Here is a 15,783-nt window from a genome sequence, read left to right as displayed (position 1 = left end):
GACCCCGGAGCGCGGCCTAGAACACCACCCGGTCCCGGCCGGCGTGCTTGGCCGTGTAGAGGTTGCGGTCCGCCTCGGCGAGCAGCGACGGCAGGGTGCCGGTGCCGTCCGTCGAGGTGGTCACGCCGATGCTGGTGGTGACCGGCAGCGTGCCGGTGATCGGCCCCCACGGATGCGCCCGGATCCGCAGCCGCAGCCGCTCGCAGCGGTCCGCCGCCTCCTCCAGCCCGATTCCCGGGAAGACCAGCAGGAACTCCTCGCCGCCCATCCGGGCGGCGAGGCCCGAGCCGGGCATGGCCTCCTCCAGCAGCTCGGCTACGTGCTGCAGCACGGTGTCGCCGGTGGCGTGCGAGAGCGTGTCGTTGACCCGCTTGAAGTGGTCCAGGTCGACGATGGCGAGCGTGATCGGCTGCTGCGCGGCCGCCGCCTCGAGCAGCAGCGCGGGCACCCGCTCGTTGAGGTACCGGCGGTTGTAGAGCCCGGTCAGCGCGTCCCGGTGGGCCATCTCGCGGAAGTGCTCGCTGGCCCGGCGGGCCTCGTTGGCCTCGAAGACCGCCTGCAGCGCGCGGGCGCGTGCCTCGCGCTGCACCGACTGGAGCGCGGCGGTCTCCGCGTGGAAGGCCCGGTGCTCCTCGTACGCCTCGGCGAACCGGCCGGTCGCCGCGTACAGCGCGGCCTGCTCCTCGCGGACCCGGGCCCGGACCGCGGCCAGCCCGCGCTCTTCGCAGAGCCGCAGGTTGGCGTCGATCGCGGCCTGCGCCTCCGGATAGCGCCCGGCCAGCCGCCGAGCCAGGGCCAGGGTGAGCTGGCACTCGGCGACCGCGTCGCCCTCGTTCGCCGCCACCAGGTCGGCCAGCACCGGGGTGAGCAGTGCCTCGACCGCGTCGTAGTGGCCGCCCATCAGCTCGACCCGGGCCATCGTGTCCAGCTCGTTGGCGCCGAACCGGTGGCCGGTCCGGGCCTGGATCTCGTGCATCTGGGCGACCAGCGCGCGGGCGCCGGCCTCGTCGCCGTTCTCGTACGCGCTGTAGACCATGTTGTTGAGCGCGAGGCTGGTCATCTCGTGGTCGCCGTCGGCCATGGTGAGCGCCAGCGCCTCCTGGGCACGCCGGTCGCCCTCGACCCGGGAACCGGTCTCCTCCAGCGCCACCGACAGCGACATCAGGTGCTGGGCCCGGATGGTGACCGGAATGTCCTCGGTCAGGTGCGCGACGGCCTGCACGGCGTGTTTCAGGCCGTCGGAGAAGTCACCGACGTACCGGTAGAAGACCGACAGCTGACGGTGCGCGCGGGCCAGCAGGTACGGCGAGTTGTGCCGCTCCGCCCAGGCCTGCACCCGGTGCGCGGTCTGGCCGCCCTCACCGATCCGGCCCTCGCGCAGGTCGACCGAGGCGAGCAGCAGGTCGGCCCGGTGGTGGAGCTCCTCGGCACCGAGTTCCTCGGCCCGCCGCCGGATCTCGCCGGCCGGCTCGCGCAGCGTGCGGAACTGCGAACTCGGCCGGGACTCGAGTTCCGCCACCGCGGCCGCCAGGGCACCGAGCTCGTCCAGCCCGGCGGGGACACAGTTCGCCGTCTCCGTCGTCACTAGTCCCTACTTCCTGTAGTCGCCGTGACGACCAACACTCCGGTGCCGCGGTGGCAGAGTGGGTCCCGGCCGGGTGCAAAGCGGTTGCGTACTCACCGGGCGGTGCAGACCGGGGCGGCGGGGCGAAGCCTGCCGTCGGCGGCGCGCAGCGCGACGGTGAAGCAGTAGTTCGCCTGCTCGTCGAGGCGGTAAACCTGGTAGTCGGTGGCGCCGGGGGAGAGCCGCTCGACCTCGGCGGGTGGCTGCCCGGCACGGCCCCCGGAGATCACCACCGGGCCGGTCGCCCCGGACGGGACGGTCCAGCTCAGCGACACTCCGGTGCGGTTGTCGCGAAGTGTCACGTTCCGCGGCGAGCCGGGTGGGCCGGCGGTTTCCCCGGAGGCCGCCGCCGACGGTGCCGCGGCCTGCGGCGTGGTCACCCCGTCCGCGTCCGGCAGCGTCGTGATCACGACGGCGGCCGCGGTGGCGACGCCGCCGGCCAGCGCGATCGCGAGCAGCGCCGGATGTCCGCGACCGCTTCTGCCGGCCCGTTCGTAGTCCGGAGCGCGGTGGCCGGGCAGTGGCGGCGGGGTGTCGGCGCGGGCGTGCCGGCCGGCCGGGTCGCCGGCCAGGCCCAGGTCGCTCAGGTAGAACGGCTGCTGGTAGACCGTGCCGTTGGGGTCGGTGGCGCGGTTGTCCGGCGGCGGCTGGAGGACGTCGTCGAGGGTGTCGTCCGGCGCGGGCGGGGCGGGGACCGTGGGGCGGCGCGGAAAGGGCCGGAAGCCGCCCGGCCGCAGTTCGGTGTCGTCGTCGCGGCCGGGCCGGCTCATCCGGCCGCAGGTGTGCCGCCCGGAGCGCTCGGCCTCGGCGAGCTCGGCGGCCTGCCGGATCAGCGGGTGGCCGGCCGGCAGATGCCGCTCGCTCAGCCGCCGGGCGGTGGCCAGGTGGTCGCGGGCGGCCGCCTCCCGGCCGCACTCGCGCTCCATCGCGCCGAGCCGGGCCAGCATCTTGATCGCCGGCGGGGCGTCCTCGCCGTAACGGTCGCGGTAGCGCCGCCAGGCGCCGGTGAGGCGGGCCCGGGCGGCGGCGCAGTGCCCGGCGGCGTGCTCGGCGGTGGCCAGGTCGGCCTCGGCGGCCAGCACCCGCGGCGCCTCCGGGTCGTCGATCCGGGCCAGCTCGCCGACCAGGTCGTGATAGACCAGGGCGGCCCGGCCGTACTGCCCGACGCGGTACAGGACGGCGGCGTGGGTGGCGGCGGCGGCGATGGTGCGCTCGTCGCGGGGGCCGTGCAGCTGCTCCTCGGCGGCGTGCGCGAAAGCGGCCCAGAGCCGGGCGGACTGCGGGTCACCGAGGGCGATCAGGACCCGGGCGAACAGGGCGGCGGCCACCGCGAGCTCGGCGGTGGCCCGGCGCGGGTCGGCGTCCGCGGAACGCAGCACCTCGGTCAGCACGGCCCGGGCGCCCGTGAGATCGCCGGCCGACGTCAAGGTCTGTGCCCGGGCGGTGAGTTCGGCGAGAGCGGGAGCCACGCACCCATAGTGCTCGTACGACTACCTTAGGTACAAGTCTTGGGGTGTAACGCCCAGTGCTGAGTGGACGGGGTAGAACAAGCGCCATGTCAGTCACGACGGTCAAACGGGAACTGTTGATCCGCCACCTGGAGGCCTGGGCCGCGGGTGCCCTGCACCGTGGTCGCCGGGCCATCTATCTGCACGGATACGCCGACGCGGACGGCGGCGCCACGGCCGAGGCGGCGGTCCGGGCGCTGGCCGACCTGCCCGATCTGGCCCGCGGGCGGGAATTGTCCATGGTGGCCGTCGGTGACGACATGACGACAATCACTGATCGGCTGGGCGAGGTGCAGCACCAGGCCGGCGCCGGAGCGGGCCTGACCGTGCTCGGCATCGCCGCGCCGGTGGCGGTGGCTCTCCAGGCGGCCGGGGCGAAAGGCGTACCGTCGCTGGGTTTTCTCGATGCCGGTGCGGCGAGCGAACCGCCCGCCGTGGCCACCGTGGCGGCGCTGGCCGCCGGGCGTCCGGCGGAGGCGCTGCTGGTGCTGCCGCCGGGAAGCTCCGCGGCGGCCTACCGGGACGCGGGGTTCCCGCTGCGCACCGCGGCCGAACTGGCCACCGATGACGAGCCCGGGCAGGTGGTGGTCTTCCTGACCGGCTCGGGCAAGAGCCTGGAGCACTTCAAGGAGGCGCTCTGGGCGGTCGACGAGTTCGCCGGGGTGCGCCTGCGTGACCCCGGCGATCCGGACCGGCACCTGATCGACATCTCGCTGCAGCCGCACCCCGGCCCGCTGCGCCGGGAGATCCTGGCGTACCTGGCCGAGGTGGGCCCGGCGACGGTGAGCGACCTGCGCACCTTCACACTGACCGAGACCGTGTACCGGGCCGCTGACGCGAACCGGGTGCTGCACCTGATGCTCGACGCGCGGCAGGTGAGCCGCGACCCGGCGGCCGGACGGCTCGGTGGTGACGTGCTGATCAGCCCACTATGACCGGGACTTGTCCTGCTTCCAGGACAGCGGGCCGGGCAGGTCGACGCGGTGCGCGCGGGTCCGCGAGTTCCAGGACCAGCGGCCGATCTTGATGCTCCAGGACGAGAAACCGTTCTCGGTGAAGTTCAGGACCAGCGGGCCGAACTTCTTGCGGCTGCGGAACATGAGGCCCATCGGAAACGTCTCCCATCGTGCTTCAGTCGGTGATGGGCGGACGGTTCCCGATCGCGTCAATCCACAAACGTCAGCGCGGCTGCCAGGCGTCCGGGCGGGTGGTCAGCTTGCGCACGTGCGCCGGCATCCGCCCGCTGATCAGCTCGGCCAGGCTCACCTCGTCGACCACCTCGCGGACCGCGGCCCGCACCGCGACCCAGAGGTTCGGCAGGTTCTCGGCGGCGCCGGAATACTGTGTCTCCTCCGGACGCAGGCCGCGCACGCCGGCGAGCGGGCCGTCGACGGCCCGCAGGATCTGGCCGATCGTCACGTCACGTGGTGGGTGGGACAGCGTGTAACCACCCTCCGCGCCGCGCTGCGCCCGCACCACCCCGGCACGGCGCAGGTCGGCCAGGACCGCCTCGAGAAACTTCCGAGGCATTTCCTGGTCTTGGGCAATGGCCTGAGCGGACATCAGGGACGGGTAGGCCTGCGCCAAGCTGAGCGCTGCCCGGACCGCGTAGTCGCCGCGCGCGGAGATCTGCACGCGACTATTCTGCCTCGCCGCCGGCGTCCCGGTGCACATACCCCAGGGCGATATGGGAATTACCCCTTTTCCGCCCCCGGGGTGGCGCGGCGGTCCGGCTCAGCCGGCGGCTGGTGCGGTCCGGTTCGGTCCGCGGGTCGGCGGGGTCCCGGAACGCCGCCGGGCGGTCGGGTTCGGTCCGCGGGCTGGTGCGGTCCGGTTCGGTCCGCGGGCTGGTGCGGTCCGTTCAGTCCGCGGGCTGGCGGGGTCCCGGAATGCCGCCGGGGCGGTCGGCGAAGCGGGCCCGGAACTGGCCCGGGCTCAGCCCGGTCTCCCGGTGGAAGAACCGCCCGAAGTTGGTCGGCTCGCCGAACCCCAGGCCACGGCCCACCTCGGCCACCGACAGGTCGGTCGCCGCGAGCAGCCGTCGCGCCTGCAGCGCCACCCGGTCGTCCACCACCTGCTTGGCGGTCCGTCCGGTCACCGCCAGGCTCGCCCGGGTGAGGGTGCGCACCGAGCAGGAGAGCTCGGCGGCGTAGTCCTCGACCCGGCGGCTGTGCGGGTAACCGTCCTCCAGCCGGCGGCGGAACCGCTCGAAGGTGCGTGCCTCCACGTTGGCGACGTCGCTGCCGGTGCGGTCCAGCAGGCGGATCCGCAGCAGCAGGGCGGCCAGCTGGTGGCGCAGCAGGGCGGCGGCGACCCGGCCCGGTGGACCGGCGGCATCGGCCGCGAGGTGCTCCATCGCGGCGCGGAAGACCGCCGGGTCGGGCAGGACCAGCGGGGTACGGGCGGGGCCGGCCGGGTCGTCCGGGGCCAGGCCGGGCAACTCGTCGGAAGCGAACAGGCCGGGCCGGAAGACGACCGTCATCGCTTCGTCAGGCGGCTCGCCGTCGCCCGGGCGACCGGCGCCCGGAAGGTCGAAGTGGAGTGCCTGGCCCGGGCGCACCCAGAGGATGGTCCCCGGCCCGGCCAGGTGTGAGGTGAAATCGACGTCGGCTAGCAGCGGCCCCGTGGTGATCAGCACGAGTGCGTGGCACTCGAGCAGCCCGGTGGCGGCGCCGGCCGCCACCGGAAGGGCGCAGGCACCGACCCCCGCCCATTCGGGCGGTATACAGGCTGGAGCGCGCTCGGCGCGGTGAGTGATTACTGGCATCGCCGCTGACGGTAATCGTCGATGACCGGCAACGCATCCCTTACTGCACCGACCGGGCTATTTGTCCGTTTTGCGCCTCGGTATTCGCTATACGTCCGATTCCGATTCCTTTTCGGAGATCCAGACTTTTCACAGATAAAGGGCGACCCGCACAGATCGGCAGTGTCTGTGCGGGTCGGCCCTTTCGCTGAGGTTTTACCGGCCGGCAAGCAACCGGTTCACCGCCGCGTCGACATCCAGGTGCTCCGACTCCCGGCCACGCGGCACCACCACGTAGGTGCGCCGCAGGAATCGGACGAGGACGCTGCGCGGCACCTCGAACAGTGCGTTGCCGTCAGGCGACGACAACGCCAGTGCGACGAAATCGCCCCGCGGCGTGGCCCACGGCCACACCCGGACGTCGCCGATACCCGCCGGCTCATCAAGGCCGGTGACCAGCAGTTCCCGCGCGAAGGACCAGCTCACGGCTTCCCCACCGGCTGATTCCGCGTGGAACAACACATGGACCGCATACGGGTCCGACGGGTCGTAGCGCAGACTGGCGCGCACCGGCAGTGCCGTCGCGTCTGGCGCTACGAGCCGCAGCGAGGTCTCGACCTCGACGGTCGTTGGACGAATGGTACTCATGGACGAACTCCCCCCGGCACCGCTGCGAGGCTGGTGAACCCCGCGTTTCCCATACTCAGGTGATCCCTGTCGTTACGCTCCGCCATACGCTGATCTCACCCAGTAGTGGGAAGACGGTTCCGAAAACCCCTCCGCCCAGGACGCAAAAAGATATCTTGTCCTGTTCTGCCCATGTACTCGGTTCCGCCCGGCGTCGGGTGGTCCAGCAGTTGACTTACTCCGGTAACGTCCATTCCTCCCGGGTAGTGACGGGGCTCCGGGACACTGGGGGATGAAATGGGTGTAAAACCGGACGACAAGGCTTCTGACGTGCGTCTGCTCGACCGTATCCGGTCCACCCCATCCGGGCGTCTGGCTCTGAAGATCGGCATCGGAGTGCTCGGCACCCTGGTCGTGGCCCTGGGCATCGTGCTCATCCCGTTCCCCGGCCCGGGCTGGGCCATCGTCATTCTCGGTCTTGCCATCCTGGCCCTGGAGTTCGCTTGGGCGAAAAACCTCCTGGAGTTCACCAAGCGGCACGTGAAGAACTGGACGCACTGGATCGCCCGGCAGAGCCTGCCGGTCCGCGCGGTGATCGGCGTGGTCGGGATGATCTTCGTGGCCGCCGTGGTGTGGGCCGCCGTCCGGCTCAGCCTCGGCGTCGACCTGATCCAGTGGACCCGGGACTGGTTCGCCACGCACTGAACCACCCCGGTTTTTGCGGCGGTGCCGCGGTCCGGTAGAGTTCCATCTCGTTGAGGGCGATTAGCTCAGCGGGAGAGCGCTCCGTTCACACCGGAGAGGTCACTGGTTCGATCCCAGTATCGCCCACATAGCCTTTAGCTGCAAAAACACCCGCCACAGAGATCATCTGTGGCGGGTGTTTTCGTCATGATTTCGGGAGCGCCGACCGTTGGCCAGCTGGTGACCTCCCCAGAACGGGGATCGTTCGCTCCCTGTCGCCAAGGTGGTCACCGTTCGCCGGTGGCCTGCCAGCGTTTCCGCGGGCCGTCGACGAGTCGTTGTTCGACGGCGGGGCTGACGCGGCTGTAGATGCCGCGGACTCCGGGTAGGCGGTGGCCGAGTCGTTTGGCTTGGGCGACCTCGGGGACGCCGTCTTCGATCATCCAGGTCTTGTGGGTGTGTCGCAGGTCGTGGAAGTGCATGCCGGGGATGACGGGGGCGATCAGTTTCTTCGGGTCGCCGTCGGTGGCGGGTCGCCAGAAGCGGCGGGCGAAGTTCGAGCGGCGGTGGAGACCGCCGTCGGCGCCGGCGAAGACGTGGGCGTGGTCGTGGCTATCCAGGTGCTCACGCAGCCGGGTGACCAGGAACGGCGGAAGCGCGATGCTGCGGACAGCGGCGGGGGTCTTGGGCGGTCCGAGCTCGAGGGTGCCGGCGATCTCGTGCAGGGCTCCGGTTTCCGGTTGATGTGGATACGGGCGTCGCCGAGGACGCAGTTGTGCCGTTGCAGTCCGACGAGTTCGCCCCAGCGCATGCCGGTGTAGGCGGCGGTGATGACGAGAGTGGCCTCGGGCTGGTTGAGGTGGCTGGCGATGGCGAGGACCTGGGCGGGTGTCGCCCAGGGGCGTTCGGCTGTCGGGACGGCTGCCGGACGTAGGCGACGGCAGGGGTTGAGTGCGATGCGGCGTTCCTCGACGGCTGGGTTTCCCCCGGTTCGATGGAGCGTTTTTCCTGCTACCGGCCGGTGGCGGGGTGAGCAATACGGGCTCGGTCTGGCTTACCTGAGCGTGATGCCAGGCCGTCTCGTATTCGTCCGGGCTGAGGTAGCCGAGCTCTTTCTGGATGCGCCGGATGTTTGTGCCAGCCATCGACGTAGGCGAACAGTGCGTTCTCGGCCTCGTCGCGGGTGCGCCACTGGCTTCGATAGACCAGCTCGATCTTCACCGTGGACCAGAAGTTTTCGATCAGCGCGGTGTCGTAGCTGTCGCCGACCGAGCCCATCGAAGGCAGGATTCCGTTGTCGTACAAGCGTTCCGCGAACCGGAACGACGTGTAGTTCGAGCCCTTGTCGCTGTGATGGATCAGGTCACCGTCGCGGACGTCACGCGAATAGATGCCGTACTCGAGGGCGGCCAGGATCAGGTCGGTGTCGCAGCGGGTCGAGGTCTGCCGCCCGACGATCCGGCGGGAGAACGCGTCGCGGACCGCGGCGAGCCAGAACATGCCCTCGGCGCACGGGATCCGGGTAGCGTCGGCGACCCACAGCCGGTCCGGGCCGGCCGCGGTGAACTGCCGGTTGACCAGGTCCGGGGCCGGCTCGCGGGTCGATCCTGCTTCGTGGAGCCGCCGCGCCAGCCACGCCGCAGGAACGCGCCCTGCCAGTCCTGAGCCCGCCTCAACCGCTCGACACGCTTGCGGCCGACATGGATGCCGTCGCGGCGTAGCTGCTGGTGGATGCGGTCGGAGCCGTAGGTGAAGCCCGAGTTCTGCCAGATCTCGTAGATGTTCGACAGCAGGCCCCGGTCGACCACGTCGCGGTCGCAGGGCGGCTCGACCTGCTTGCGCCACGTGTAGTAGGTCGACTCGCCGATCTCCAAGACCCGAAGAAGGAGCGCGACCGCGAAGCGGTCCGACTGTTCGTCGATGAACGTCAGGACCGTCGCCAGGTCGGGCTCCGCCGCGAAATACGCCGACGCGGCCTTCAAAATCTCGTTGGCCCGCCGCAGCTCGGCGTTCTCCTTCAGCAGGCGCCGGTTCTCCTGCAGCATGTCCGTGGTCGGCCGATCGGCACGCTCGCCAGCGTCGGCCTCGGCCTGCCGGATTCAGTTCCGCAACGCTTCCGGGTGCACGTTCAACTGCTCCGCCAGCCGCTTGATCACCGGCTTCGGATCCGAATCCCGATACAGTCGAACGGCGCGTTGCCGCAGCTCATCGGGGTACTTCTTCGGTGCTGCCACAGATACTTCTTCCCCACGGCCATCAGACCATGATCAAGAAGCTCCATGAATACGAGGGCGGCTCAAACAGCAGCGGTAACGACATGATGATCGGCTACACGGTACCCGAGATTCGGCGCCTGTTCGCCGCCCTGTTCATCCGCCGCCACCAGCCCTAACATATTTGGTGGTGGTCACGCTGGCGACGCCAACACCAAGCCCGCCTCGGCCACTACAAACGCCGCGGCTATCCACTCAGATGAAGTGCCGTTGCAGTACTAAGGTTAGAAGTCAATCGTGATATTCATCTCTACGGATGCGATTTCGACTCATTCATCCTGTCGACGGAATCACCATCGCCATCCGCATCCTTCCTGTCGCTCGCCGCGACGTCGTTGTAAAATCGGCGTGAAGTCCGCCCACTGTATCGGGCCGGGCTCACATCGGGCAGCGATCCGCAATGGCGCATTCCGGTAGAATTTTCCACCACCAGCCATTTTCTGCCGATCGACCGGCGATACGCGCCGACTTTCGGGTGGTCGTGGCCGCCATTCCATCGATCCCACCATCCCCCCGTTTCGTCGTATCGTTCATCGGCTCGTATGAATGTGAGCGAAAAACGTAGCCACGGGGGCTGCGTACGACGAAACAGGTTCTTCATGTTCCACACTCTCCGGCGTAAATCTCTCGCCCTGGGCGTTGTCGTGACCACGGGTGCCACGCTGCTGGCGTTTACCGGCTCTCCGGCGCTTGCCGACAACGGCAAGCCGAAGGCTCCGCCCGCCAGCCAGCCCGACCTCATCGACTCGCAGGACCCGAACGGGCAGCAGAACCGGCTCACCGACCTCAAGACCTGGATCATCCAGCAGCCGGGCCTGGTCCACAGCGGCTACATCGAGTCGGTGAACGATGCCGAGACCCTGTCAACCACTCTGCTCTGGCACGGCCCGGCCGACGACACGCAGCGCGACATCGTGGCCGAGGCCCGGCGCCGGGGCATCTCGGTCAAAGTGGAGCAGCGCCGGTACAGCCGCGATCAGCTGGTCAACGCGGTCCAGACGCTCGCCAAGCGGGGCAAGAACGCGTACAAGAACTTCGATCTGAACTCGATCAGCGGGATCACCGCGGAATTCGACGGCATCAAGGTACAGGGGGTCCCGGCCGGCGGCTCGGCACGCACGCTCGCCGCTGGGTCCGGGGAGCAGACGCCGCAGGCGACCATCAGCGAGGTAGCGCGAGAGGCGAGCGACGATCTGGGCGTCGCGGTCAGCGTGGATCTTGGCGGCGGTGACACGACCTTCGCGGCCACCCGGGACAAGGACACGCCCGCTTACAACGCCGGCGGTGTCATGTACAGCCCGGCGACCCGGGAAATCTGCTCGACGGGCTTCTCGGTCAACGTCGGGGGCACCCGGTACACGACGACGGCTCGGCACTGCACAGCGCACGACTATCGCCCGCTCAACAACAGCAGTAACAATTACGGCGACGGCGTGCGCAACTCCACGGACGGCGCGGCACGCCAGATGAGCGCCAAGGGATCGCCGCTGATGTTCGACGGCTCCCGCAACGACGCCAACGGCTACAAGAAGACGGTCGTCGGGTACGGCGACGTGAGCCTGCGCGACAGGGTCTGCACCAGCGGAGGCAACTCCGGTGTCCACTGCGGTATCCGCATCACGCAGATGGTGCACTGGTTCGACGACGGTTATTCGCACGTCAGCAACTCCACGTTCGCGACGATCGTGGGTGACCAGGAGACCCAGAAGACCGCGGCATGCCAGGGCGACAGCGGCGGCCCGGTACTGGTGACCGCGGGCGACATGAAGGTCAAGGCGGTCGGCATGATCCAGGGCGGGCCGGCCGACGACTCGCGGTATCACACCTCCTCCGCCACCTGGTCCGGCGGCGCGATCTGCACCTGGCGCTTCTACTTCACGGCGATGCGCACGATCGTCAACACTCTGCCGAACGCCTCCCTGGTGACCGGCTGAGCCACAGCCGTCGGTGCCTGACCCGGCCTCCGGCAGCAACGGACCGTTCCCTCCGGGGACAGCACCGTCGCGGCCGGAGGCCGACCCATGCGGTCGCCAATCCCACGATTTTTCTCGCGACGCCCTCCACAACGAGGGTGTCCCGTGGCGTTATCAAGCTGAACCGTGCCGCTCCGCCTGGCCGGCAGTACCACCGAATGAGGTCGCTGTGACGTTCGAGGAGTTCCTCCGCGCTGAGATGGCCGGGCTCGCCCGGTTCGCCGGCGCGCTGACGGGCGACCACCATCTGGCCGAGGACATCCTGTCGGACGCTCTGCTGGTCGTCTCAGCGCGGTGGGGCCGGATCCGGCAGATGGAGAACCCACTGGGGTACGTCCGCCGTACCGTGGTCACCACCTTCCTGTCCGAGCGGCGCAAGACCCGGCGGCGCCGGACCGAGTCGACCGCCGACCTCGCCGTGCTCGACCGCGCCTGCGACGATCCGCACGCGGCGGCGGACGACCGTGACGCCGTCGCGCGCCTGCTCGCCCGGCTGAGCCCGTACCAGCGGGTCGCGGTCAGCCTGCGCTACCTGTTCGACCGCACCGACGACGAGATCGCCGAGATTCTCGCCTGTGCGCCCAGCACGGTGCGGTCACACCTGTCCCATGCCCGTGCGGCCCTGCGGCTGGCCGCGACAACTGCGGAACGAGGCTGATACCCGATGGATCCGGCCCACCTGCGCGACGTCCTATCGCGCCACGACGCCGACCCCGACGCGGTCCTGACCCAGCTACGCGCCAAGCAGGGCGTCCGACGGCGGCGGCAGGCGATGATCGCCGTGGGCGCCGCAGTCGTGCTCGTCGCCGGTGGCGTGGGCGTCTGGTCCCGGCTCGGCCAGGTGCCGGCGACCCCGAACCTCACCGCGGGTGCGTCGCCCGCCGGCGCCGACCGGTCCGCGGGCGCTGACGCAGGTCAGGCCGCCAGCGCCTGTCTCGCCCTGCCGGAGTCGCTCTCCCGGGCGCCATCCGAAGGGGTGTCGGTCATCGTCGCCCGGGGACAGCTGACCGGGCGTATCCGCCTCGACGGCTACCGATATCACGAGATGACGCTCAGCCACGTCCGCACCCTCACCGGGCCCGCCGTCGGGGAGGGCGCCACCGTCTGGACGCAGGCCGCGAGCGGATCCGAGGGCGGACCAGAGGGGCCGTTGTGGGGTCCGGGCGGCGCGTTGCTCGGCTTCTACGCCCCGCAGAAGGTGAACCGTGGATCACTCGGGGCCGTCGTCAGCCACGTGCCGGTCGTCGGTGGGAGCGCCGTTCTTGCCGCCGACGGGTGCTGGAACTCGTTCACTGCGGCCGGCCTCAACGGGGTGCCCTATCACGGGCCGCTCACCGAGGCCCCGGGCAGCGACACCTATGCCCGGCTCCAACGGCGAGGCCTGGTCGCAGTCCCGCTGGAGACCATCGAAAAACTGACAGCAAAATGATCTGCTCGGCACCGGCGGGGCCCGGGGACGCGTGGAGCTGGTTTCGGCTGGGGTCACCAGTAGTCACCGTTGTCGAGCCAGCGGGCTTGCAGGTTCCCAAGCAGCCGGATGGTCATTGGCGGGGTGACGTGGGCGTAGACGCCCCGGATGCCCGGGATCACGCTGCCGAACCGGCGATTTACTATTGGTTACTTACTCGCGGATAATCATTGATGCTTTTCAGGGGGATCGGTTCACCGCTTGCATCTAGGACCTCCCGGCTTCCAGGCGGTTCTTTCAGTACAGCGGTGGTCTCGTTGATCTCGGCCACCAGGTCGCTGGTCCCGTTGGATTGCTTGAACCGAACGCGGACCTGAATCGTCTTCGAGTCCTGCTTCAGGACGTCGGCATGGCCGAGGCCGTCGCTGGGCCCTCGCGAATACAGGACGACCAGCTCGGAGCTGCCCGGGACAGGCGGCCGGTATCCGACCAGCGGCGCATTGGCCTCGGAGGTTCCGCAGCCGGCGAGAAGGGCGGCCCCGAGCGCGGCCACGGAAACCGGCGCGACCAGCTCCCGCCACCTGCCTACCAGAGCCACAGGCTACCCGGGAATCCTTGGTAGGCGTCGTAGATGTCGGTGAACTGAATGGCGCACTGGTGCAGGTCCAGCGAACCGGCGTAGTGATCAGTGCCGCCGCCACTGCCGGAGCTGATGATGCCCTTGGCCGCGACCGTACCGTCGGAGTTTACCGTGTACACAGGTCCGCCCGAGTCTCCGTGGCGTGGGCACCAACCGGACTGGGACTTGCTCGTCACCTCATTGTGGTTGAGGCCCAGATCTGTTTTGACGTCGACGCCAGTTTTACTGACGGTCCAGTCGCAAATTTCTCCGGACTCTTTGCCGCCGGTGCAGAACTTGTCACCGGCAGCGGCGCGGCGGTGCCACATGGAACGTACCTGAAAGGAGCTTGTGCTGCTGTGGCCGCCGCGGTAAACCCGGTCGCGGACCGACTTGCCGGGCCAAACCTCGATCAGCGCCATGTCACCGTAGAGCTTGCTCTGGCCGGACAATTTGCCGGTTCCGCTGCCCTTGGTGTAATTCTCCCGCGTTCCGCTCTCGATGAATCCCAGGTATGCCGAACTGGTGGAGACGTAGTCGCCCGTGGGTGTGCAGTGACCGGCAGTCAGCTCTCCGACCTCTGTACCAGGCAGGCTGGTTGTTCCAGGTGGTCTCGGCCGTCGGAACACCGGTTGACCAGACCTCGAAGGAGGCTGGCTGGCACGTTGCCGAGTAGATGTTCTGCAGGTCCAGCGTTGCCGACCGGATCTGCTGATCGGCAAGGGGAGTGCTCGTCAGATCGACGGAGAAGAACGACCGGTACCGGCTGGTGCCGCCGTCCCACGAACCGACAAACGCGTCATCGGCGGGATTCCAAAACGAAGTGTCCGGTGCGGCGGAGTTCACCACCGCGAAGCCCGCGCGATTCAGGCTGAGTCCCGGATCGATGTAGACGGGAAAGATCGTGCCCGGGTCGCTCAAAAGTTGCTGAGCGGGGGCGATCGTCAACCGCCGGCTGTCGAGGCGGACCGGCATCCGGCGTTCGGCCCGGACCCGACGCGCCATGCCCGCACCAGTGGCGTGCTTCTTCCGGGCGTCGCTGCTTGTCTTAGCGGTGAGTGCCTCGGTAGCAGCGTCCCACATCAGTGGGGTGCTGCCGGTGAAACGGTGCGGCCTCGAATGTCGGTCACATTGAGATTACTGGCCGAGTCGCTTTTCACCGACAGGCCCTTACCGCCCACGGCGAACGAGAGTTCCCGGAGCTTCGGGCTGACCTGGCTGCAGGCGCCGAGTCGTTCGGCTTGAGCGGCCTCGGGAACGTCGTCTTCGATCTCGCAGCTTTTTCGGGTCACCGTCGCTGGCGGGTGGCGCTGAGACACCGATGAGGTCATGACCGGGGGGTCATGACCTCATCGTTCGGCCTACTGGAACCACAGCGTCCAGGACGCCGGATGCGAAATGGCGCCGGTCGCGGCGTGGACCACCAGAACCGTGTCGTCGGGGCAGCCCACCGAGGTGAGGTACGCCGCCGCCGGCCTGAGGCGGCTGAACGAGCTCTGGCCCACCGACGGCTGGGAGCTGGTCGGCGCGGTCGACCACTCGGCGGCCGCGGCATCGGAGACCTCGTACTGGATCAGGAAAGACGTCGCGCTCTGCGGGACGCCCTCGACGCAGAAGTAGGTGGCGTTGCCGGACCGGATGCTGGTCTCGGTGAGGCCGGGCGTGGTGGCGGACAGGTCGACGGCGTCCTCACACGTCTGGGGCGAGCAGTTGAGGTATCCGAACCGGATGCTCGAGCCGGCGTTTCCGGGTTCTCCGGCGGGGCCCGGGACGCCTTGAGGACCTTGCGGGCCAGTGGCGCCCTTGGGACCCTGCGGGCCCGCCGGGCCGGTCTTCCCTTGCGGGCCGGCTACGCCCGCGGCGCCGTCGCTTCCCTGAGGGCCGGCCGGGCCTTGAACGCCCGCGGGGCCCTGTGGTCCGGCCGGGCCCTGAACGCCCGCGGAGCCCTGTGGCCCGGTGACGCCCTGGGTTCCCGCGGGGCCCTGTGGTCCGGTGGCGCCCGGAGCTCCCGCGGGGCCTTGCGGCCCGGTCGCGCCCCGCGGGCCGGCGGGGCCCGCGACGCCCTTGGCGTTCCAGCTGATCGCCGTCCAGTTCTTGGCGCACTGTTGCGCGCTGGAGCTGCGGAGCTTCACCTCCCCGGCGCTGTTACGGCAGGCGTAGATCGTGCCGTCCTGCCCACCGGTCGCCGCGCTCGCGGAAGCCGTACCCGCCACACCGACTGTCGCGGCAACAGCAGCCGCGACGGTCACCGCCCTGTGCCTACGTGAGATCATGAAGCGAGAGTTGCCGAGCGGGGATGCACGACGGGCGCCCGACGGTTG

Annotated in this window: 21 protein-coding genes, 1 tRNA gene and 1 pseudogene; 7 read left to right on the top strand and 16 right to left on the bottom strand. The window is 69.6% G+C overall.

All coding sequences use genetic code 11. The features are described 5' to 3' along the window. Positions 1–16 precede the first annotated feature (16 nt). Positions 17–1,585 (bottom strand): GGDEF domain-containing protein, encoded by a 1,569-nt coding sequence (locus Actob_RS35465; RefSeq protein WP_284916299.1) that lies wholly within the window; start codon positions 1,583–1,585, stop codon positions 17–19. A gap of 92 nt (positions 1,586–1,677) precedes the next feature. After that, positions 1,678–3,093, bottom strand: a complete 1,416-nt coding sequence (locus Actob_RS35460) for a fibronectin type III domain-containing protein (protein ID WP_284916298.1) — start codon at positions 3,091–3,093, stop codon at positions 1,678–1,680. Between the two features lie 86 nt (positions 3,094–3,179). Here Actob_RS35460 and Actob_RS35455 point away from each other — a divergent pair, with 86 nt between their 5' ends. Continuing rightward, positions 3,180–4,067, top strand: coding sequence for a hypothetical protein (locus Actob_RS35455; protein ID WP_284916297.1), 888 nt, complete (start codon positions 3,180–3,182; stop codon positions 4,065–4,067). Here Actob_RS35455 and Actob_RS35450 read toward each other — a convergent pair. The 4 genes from Actob_RS35450 to Actob_RS35435 form a co-directional block, all read right to left on the bottom strand. Then, complete coding sequence (locus tag Actob_RS35450) at positions 4,062–4,241, bottom strand: DUF4236 domain-containing protein (protein WP_284916296.1); 180 nt, start codon at positions 4,239–4,241, stop codon at positions 4,062–4,064. The two genes, Actob_RS35455 and Actob_RS35450, sit on opposite strands and share 6 nt — an antisense overlap. Before the next feature lie 70 nt (positions 4,242–4,311). Continuing rightward, positions 4,312–4,767, bottom strand: a complete 456-nt coding sequence (locus Actob_RS35445) for an RrF2 family transcriptional regulator (RefSeq protein ID WP_089296352.1) — start codon at positions 4,765–4,767, stop codon at positions 4,312–4,314. A 226-nt stretch (positions 4,768–4,993) separates the two neighbouring features. Then, positions 4,994–5,770, bottom strand: a complete 777-nt coding sequence (locus tag Actob_RS35440; protein ID WP_284916294.1) for a helix-turn-helix domain-containing protein — start codon at positions 5,768–5,770, stop codon at positions 4,994–4,996. Between the two features lie 324 nt (positions 5,771–6,094). Beyond that, complete coding sequence (locus tag Actob_RS35435) at positions 6,095–6,526, bottom strand: SsgA family sporulation/cell division regulator (protein ID WP_014693725.1); 432 nt, start codon at positions 6,524–6,526, stop codon at positions 6,095–6,097. Between the two features lie 276 nt (positions 6,527–6,802). Between Actob_RS35435 and Actob_RS35430 the strand changes: the two genes are divergently transcribed. Further along, entirely contained in the window at positions 6,803–7,210 is a 408-nt protein-coding gene (locus tag Actob_RS35430) for a TIGR02611 family protein (protein WP_284916292.1), read from the top strand. 54 nt (positions 7,211–7,264) lie between these two features. Beyond that, positions 7,265–7,336: transfer RNA gene (locus tag Actob_RS35425), tRNA-Val, on the top strand. 140 nt (positions 7,337–7,476) lie between these two features. On the opposite strand, the gene Actob_RS44160 is transcribed toward Actob_RS35425, so the two are convergent. From Actob_RS44160 to Actob_RS35405, 4 genes and pseudogenes are all read right to left on the bottom strand, one after another. Further along, positions 7,477–8,226 (bottom strand): tyrosine-type recombinase/integrase, encoded by a 750-nt coding sequence (locus Actob_RS44160; RefSeq protein ID WP_407653732.1) that lies wholly within the window; start codon positions 8,224–8,226, stop codon positions 7,477–7,479. Beyond that, positions 8,201–8,770 carry a DDE-type integrase/transposase/recombinase gene (locus tag Actob_RS35415; RefSeq protein ID WP_284922444.1) on the bottom strand — a complete coding sequence of 190 codons (570 nt, stop codon included), beginning with the start codon at positions 8,768–8,770 and terminating at the stop codon, positions 8,201–8,203. Before Actob_RS35415 ends, Actob_RS44160 begins: the two co-directional genes overlap by 26 nt. A gap of 113 nt (positions 8,771–8,883) precedes the next feature. Next, positions 8,884–9,234, bottom strand: a pseudogene (locus Actob_RS35410) (IS3 family transposase); the annotation flags it as partial. 54 nt (positions 9,235–9,288) lie between these two features. After that, positions 9,289–9,423 (bottom strand): transposase, encoded by a 135-nt coding sequence (locus Actob_RS35405; RefSeq protein WP_284916289.1) that lies wholly within the window; start codon positions 9,421–9,423, stop codon positions 9,289–9,291. Positions 9,424–9,452: 29 nt separating this feature from the next. Between Actob_RS35405 and Actob_RS35400 the strand changes: the two genes are divergently transcribed. Beyond that, positions 9,453–9,581, top strand: a complete 129-nt coding sequence (locus tag Actob_RS35400) for a hypothetical protein (RefSeq protein WP_284916288.1) — start codon at positions 9,453–9,455, stop codon at positions 9,579–9,581. Positions 9,582–9,712: 131 nt separating this feature from the next. Here Actob_RS35400 and Actob_RS35395 read toward each other — a convergent pair whose 3' ends face one another. Next, positions 9,713–10,063: a hypothetical protein gene (locus Actob_RS35395; RefSeq protein ID WP_284916286.1), complete on the bottom strand. Its 351-nt coding sequence runs from the start codon at positions 10,061–10,063 to the stop codon at positions 9,713–9,715. Between Actob_RS35395 and Actob_RS35390 the strand changes: the two genes are divergently transcribed. The 3 genes from Actob_RS35390 (at position 10,062) to Actob_RS35380 (ending at position 12,864) form a co-directional block, all read left to right on the top strand. Beyond that, positions 10,062–11,396, top strand: a complete 1,335-nt coding sequence (locus tag Actob_RS35390; protein WP_284916284.1) for a chymotrypsin family serine protease — start codon at positions 10,062–10,064, stop codon at positions 11,394–11,396. The genes Actob_RS35395 and Actob_RS35390 overlap by 2 nt on opposite strands. A gap of 208 nt (positions 11,397–11,604) precedes the next feature. Next, on the top strand, positions 11,605–12,093 hold the full coding sequence (locus Actob_RS35385; RefSeq protein WP_284916283.1) for a sigma-70 family RNA polymerase sigma factor: 489 nt from the start codon (positions 11,605–11,607) through the stop codon (positions 12,091–12,093). Between the two features lie 6 nt (positions 12,094–12,099). Beyond that, positions 12,100–12,864 carry a hypothetical protein gene (locus Actob_RS35380; protein WP_284916282.1) on the top strand — a complete coding sequence of 255 codons (765 nt, stop codon included), beginning with the start codon at positions 12,100–12,102 and terminating at the stop codon, positions 12,862–12,864. Positions 12,865–13,045: 181 nt separating this feature from the next. Here Actob_RS35380 and Actob_RS35375 read toward each other — a convergent pair whose 3' ends face one another. From Actob_RS35375 to Actob_RS35355, 5 genes are all read right to left on the bottom strand, one after another. Next, positions 13,046–13,441 carry a hypothetical protein gene (locus Actob_RS35375; RefSeq protein ID WP_284916281.1) on the bottom strand — a complete coding sequence of 132 codons (396 nt, stop codon included), beginning with the start codon at positions 13,439–13,441 and terminating at the stop codon, positions 13,046–13,048. Continuing rightward, positions 13,429–13,884: a hypothetical protein gene (locus tag Actob_RS35370; RefSeq protein ID WP_284916280.1), complete on the bottom strand. Its 456-nt coding sequence runs from the start codon at positions 13,882–13,884 to the stop codon at positions 13,429–13,431. Before Actob_RS35370 ends, Actob_RS35375 begins: the two co-directional genes overlap by 13 nt. Before the next feature lies 1 nt (position 13,885). Then, positions 13,886–14,467 carry a DNRLRE domain-containing protein gene (locus tag Actob_RS35365; RefSeq protein WP_284916279.1) on the bottom strand — a complete coding sequence of 194 codons (582 nt, stop codon included), beginning with the start codon at positions 14,465–14,467 and terminating at the stop codon, positions 13,886–13,888. Positions 14,468–14,544: 77 nt separating this feature from the next. Beyond that, on the bottom strand, positions 14,545–14,793 hold the full coding sequence (locus Actob_RS35360; protein WP_284916278.1) for a hypothetical protein: 249 nt from the start codon (positions 14,791–14,793) through the stop codon (positions 14,545–14,547). 30 nt (positions 14,794–14,823) lie between these two features. Further along, complete coding sequence (locus Actob_RS35355; RefSeq protein WP_284916277.1) at positions 14,824–15,711, bottom strand: collagen-like domain-containing protein; 888 nt, start codon at positions 15,709–15,711, stop codon at positions 14,824–14,826. Between the last annotated feature and the right edge of the window lie 72 nt (positions 15,712–15,783).

The sequence above is a fragment of the Actinoplanes oblitus genome (assembly GCF_030252345.1).
GTDB classification, from domain to species: Bacteria; Actinomycetota; Actinomycetes; order Mycobacteriales; family Micromonosporaceae; genus Actinoplanes; species Actinoplanes oblitus.
The sequence above is the reverse complement of the archived record's forward strand: the minus strand, read 5'-3'. Positions and strand labels throughout refer to the sequence as shown.

Coding starts and splice junctions, on each gene's coding strand:
- Actob_RS35455 (WP_284916297.1), top strand. CDS start 3,180: ATGTCAGTCACGACGGTCAAACGGGAACTGTTGATCCGCCACCTGGAG.
- Actob_RS35450 (WP_284916296.1), bottom strand. CDS start 4,241: ATGGGCCTCATGTTCCGCAGCCGCAAGAAGTTCGGCCCGCTGGTCCTG.
- Actob_RS35435 (WP_014693725.1), bottom strand. CDS start 6,526: ATGAGTACCATTCGTCCAACGACCGTCGAGGTCGAGACCTCGCTGCGG.
- Actob_RS35430 (WP_284916292.1), top strand. CDS start 6,803: ATGGGTGTAAAACCGGACGACAAGGCTTCTGACGTGCGTCTGCTCGAC.
- Actob_RS35400 (WP_284916288.1), top strand. CDS start 9,453: ATGATCAAGAAGCTCCATGAATACGAGGGCGGCTCAAACAGCAGCGGT.
- Actob_RS35390 (WP_284916284.1), top strand. CDS start 10,062: ATGTTCCACACTCTCCGGCGTAAATCTCTCGCCCTGGGCGTTGTCGTG.
- Actob_RS35395 (WP_284916286.1), bottom strand. CDS start 10,063: ATGAAGAACCTGTTTCGTCGTACGCAGCCCCCGTGGCTACGTTTTTCG.
- Actob_RS35380 (WP_284916282.1), top strand. CDS start 12,100: ATGGATCCGGCCCACCTGCGCGACGTCCTATCGCGCCACGACGCCGAC.
- Actob_RS35370 (WP_284916280.1), bottom strand. CDS start 13,884: ATGGCGCTGATCGAGGTTTGGCCCGGCAAGTCGGTCCGCGACCGGGTT.
- Actob_RS35365 (WP_284916279.1), bottom strand. CDS start 14,467: ATGGCGCGTCGGGTCCGGGCCGAACGCCGGATGCCGGTCCGCCTCGAC.
- Actob_RS35360 (WP_284916278.1), bottom strand. CDS start 14,793: ATGACCTCATCGGTGTCTCAGCGCCACCCGCCAGCGACGGTGACCCGA.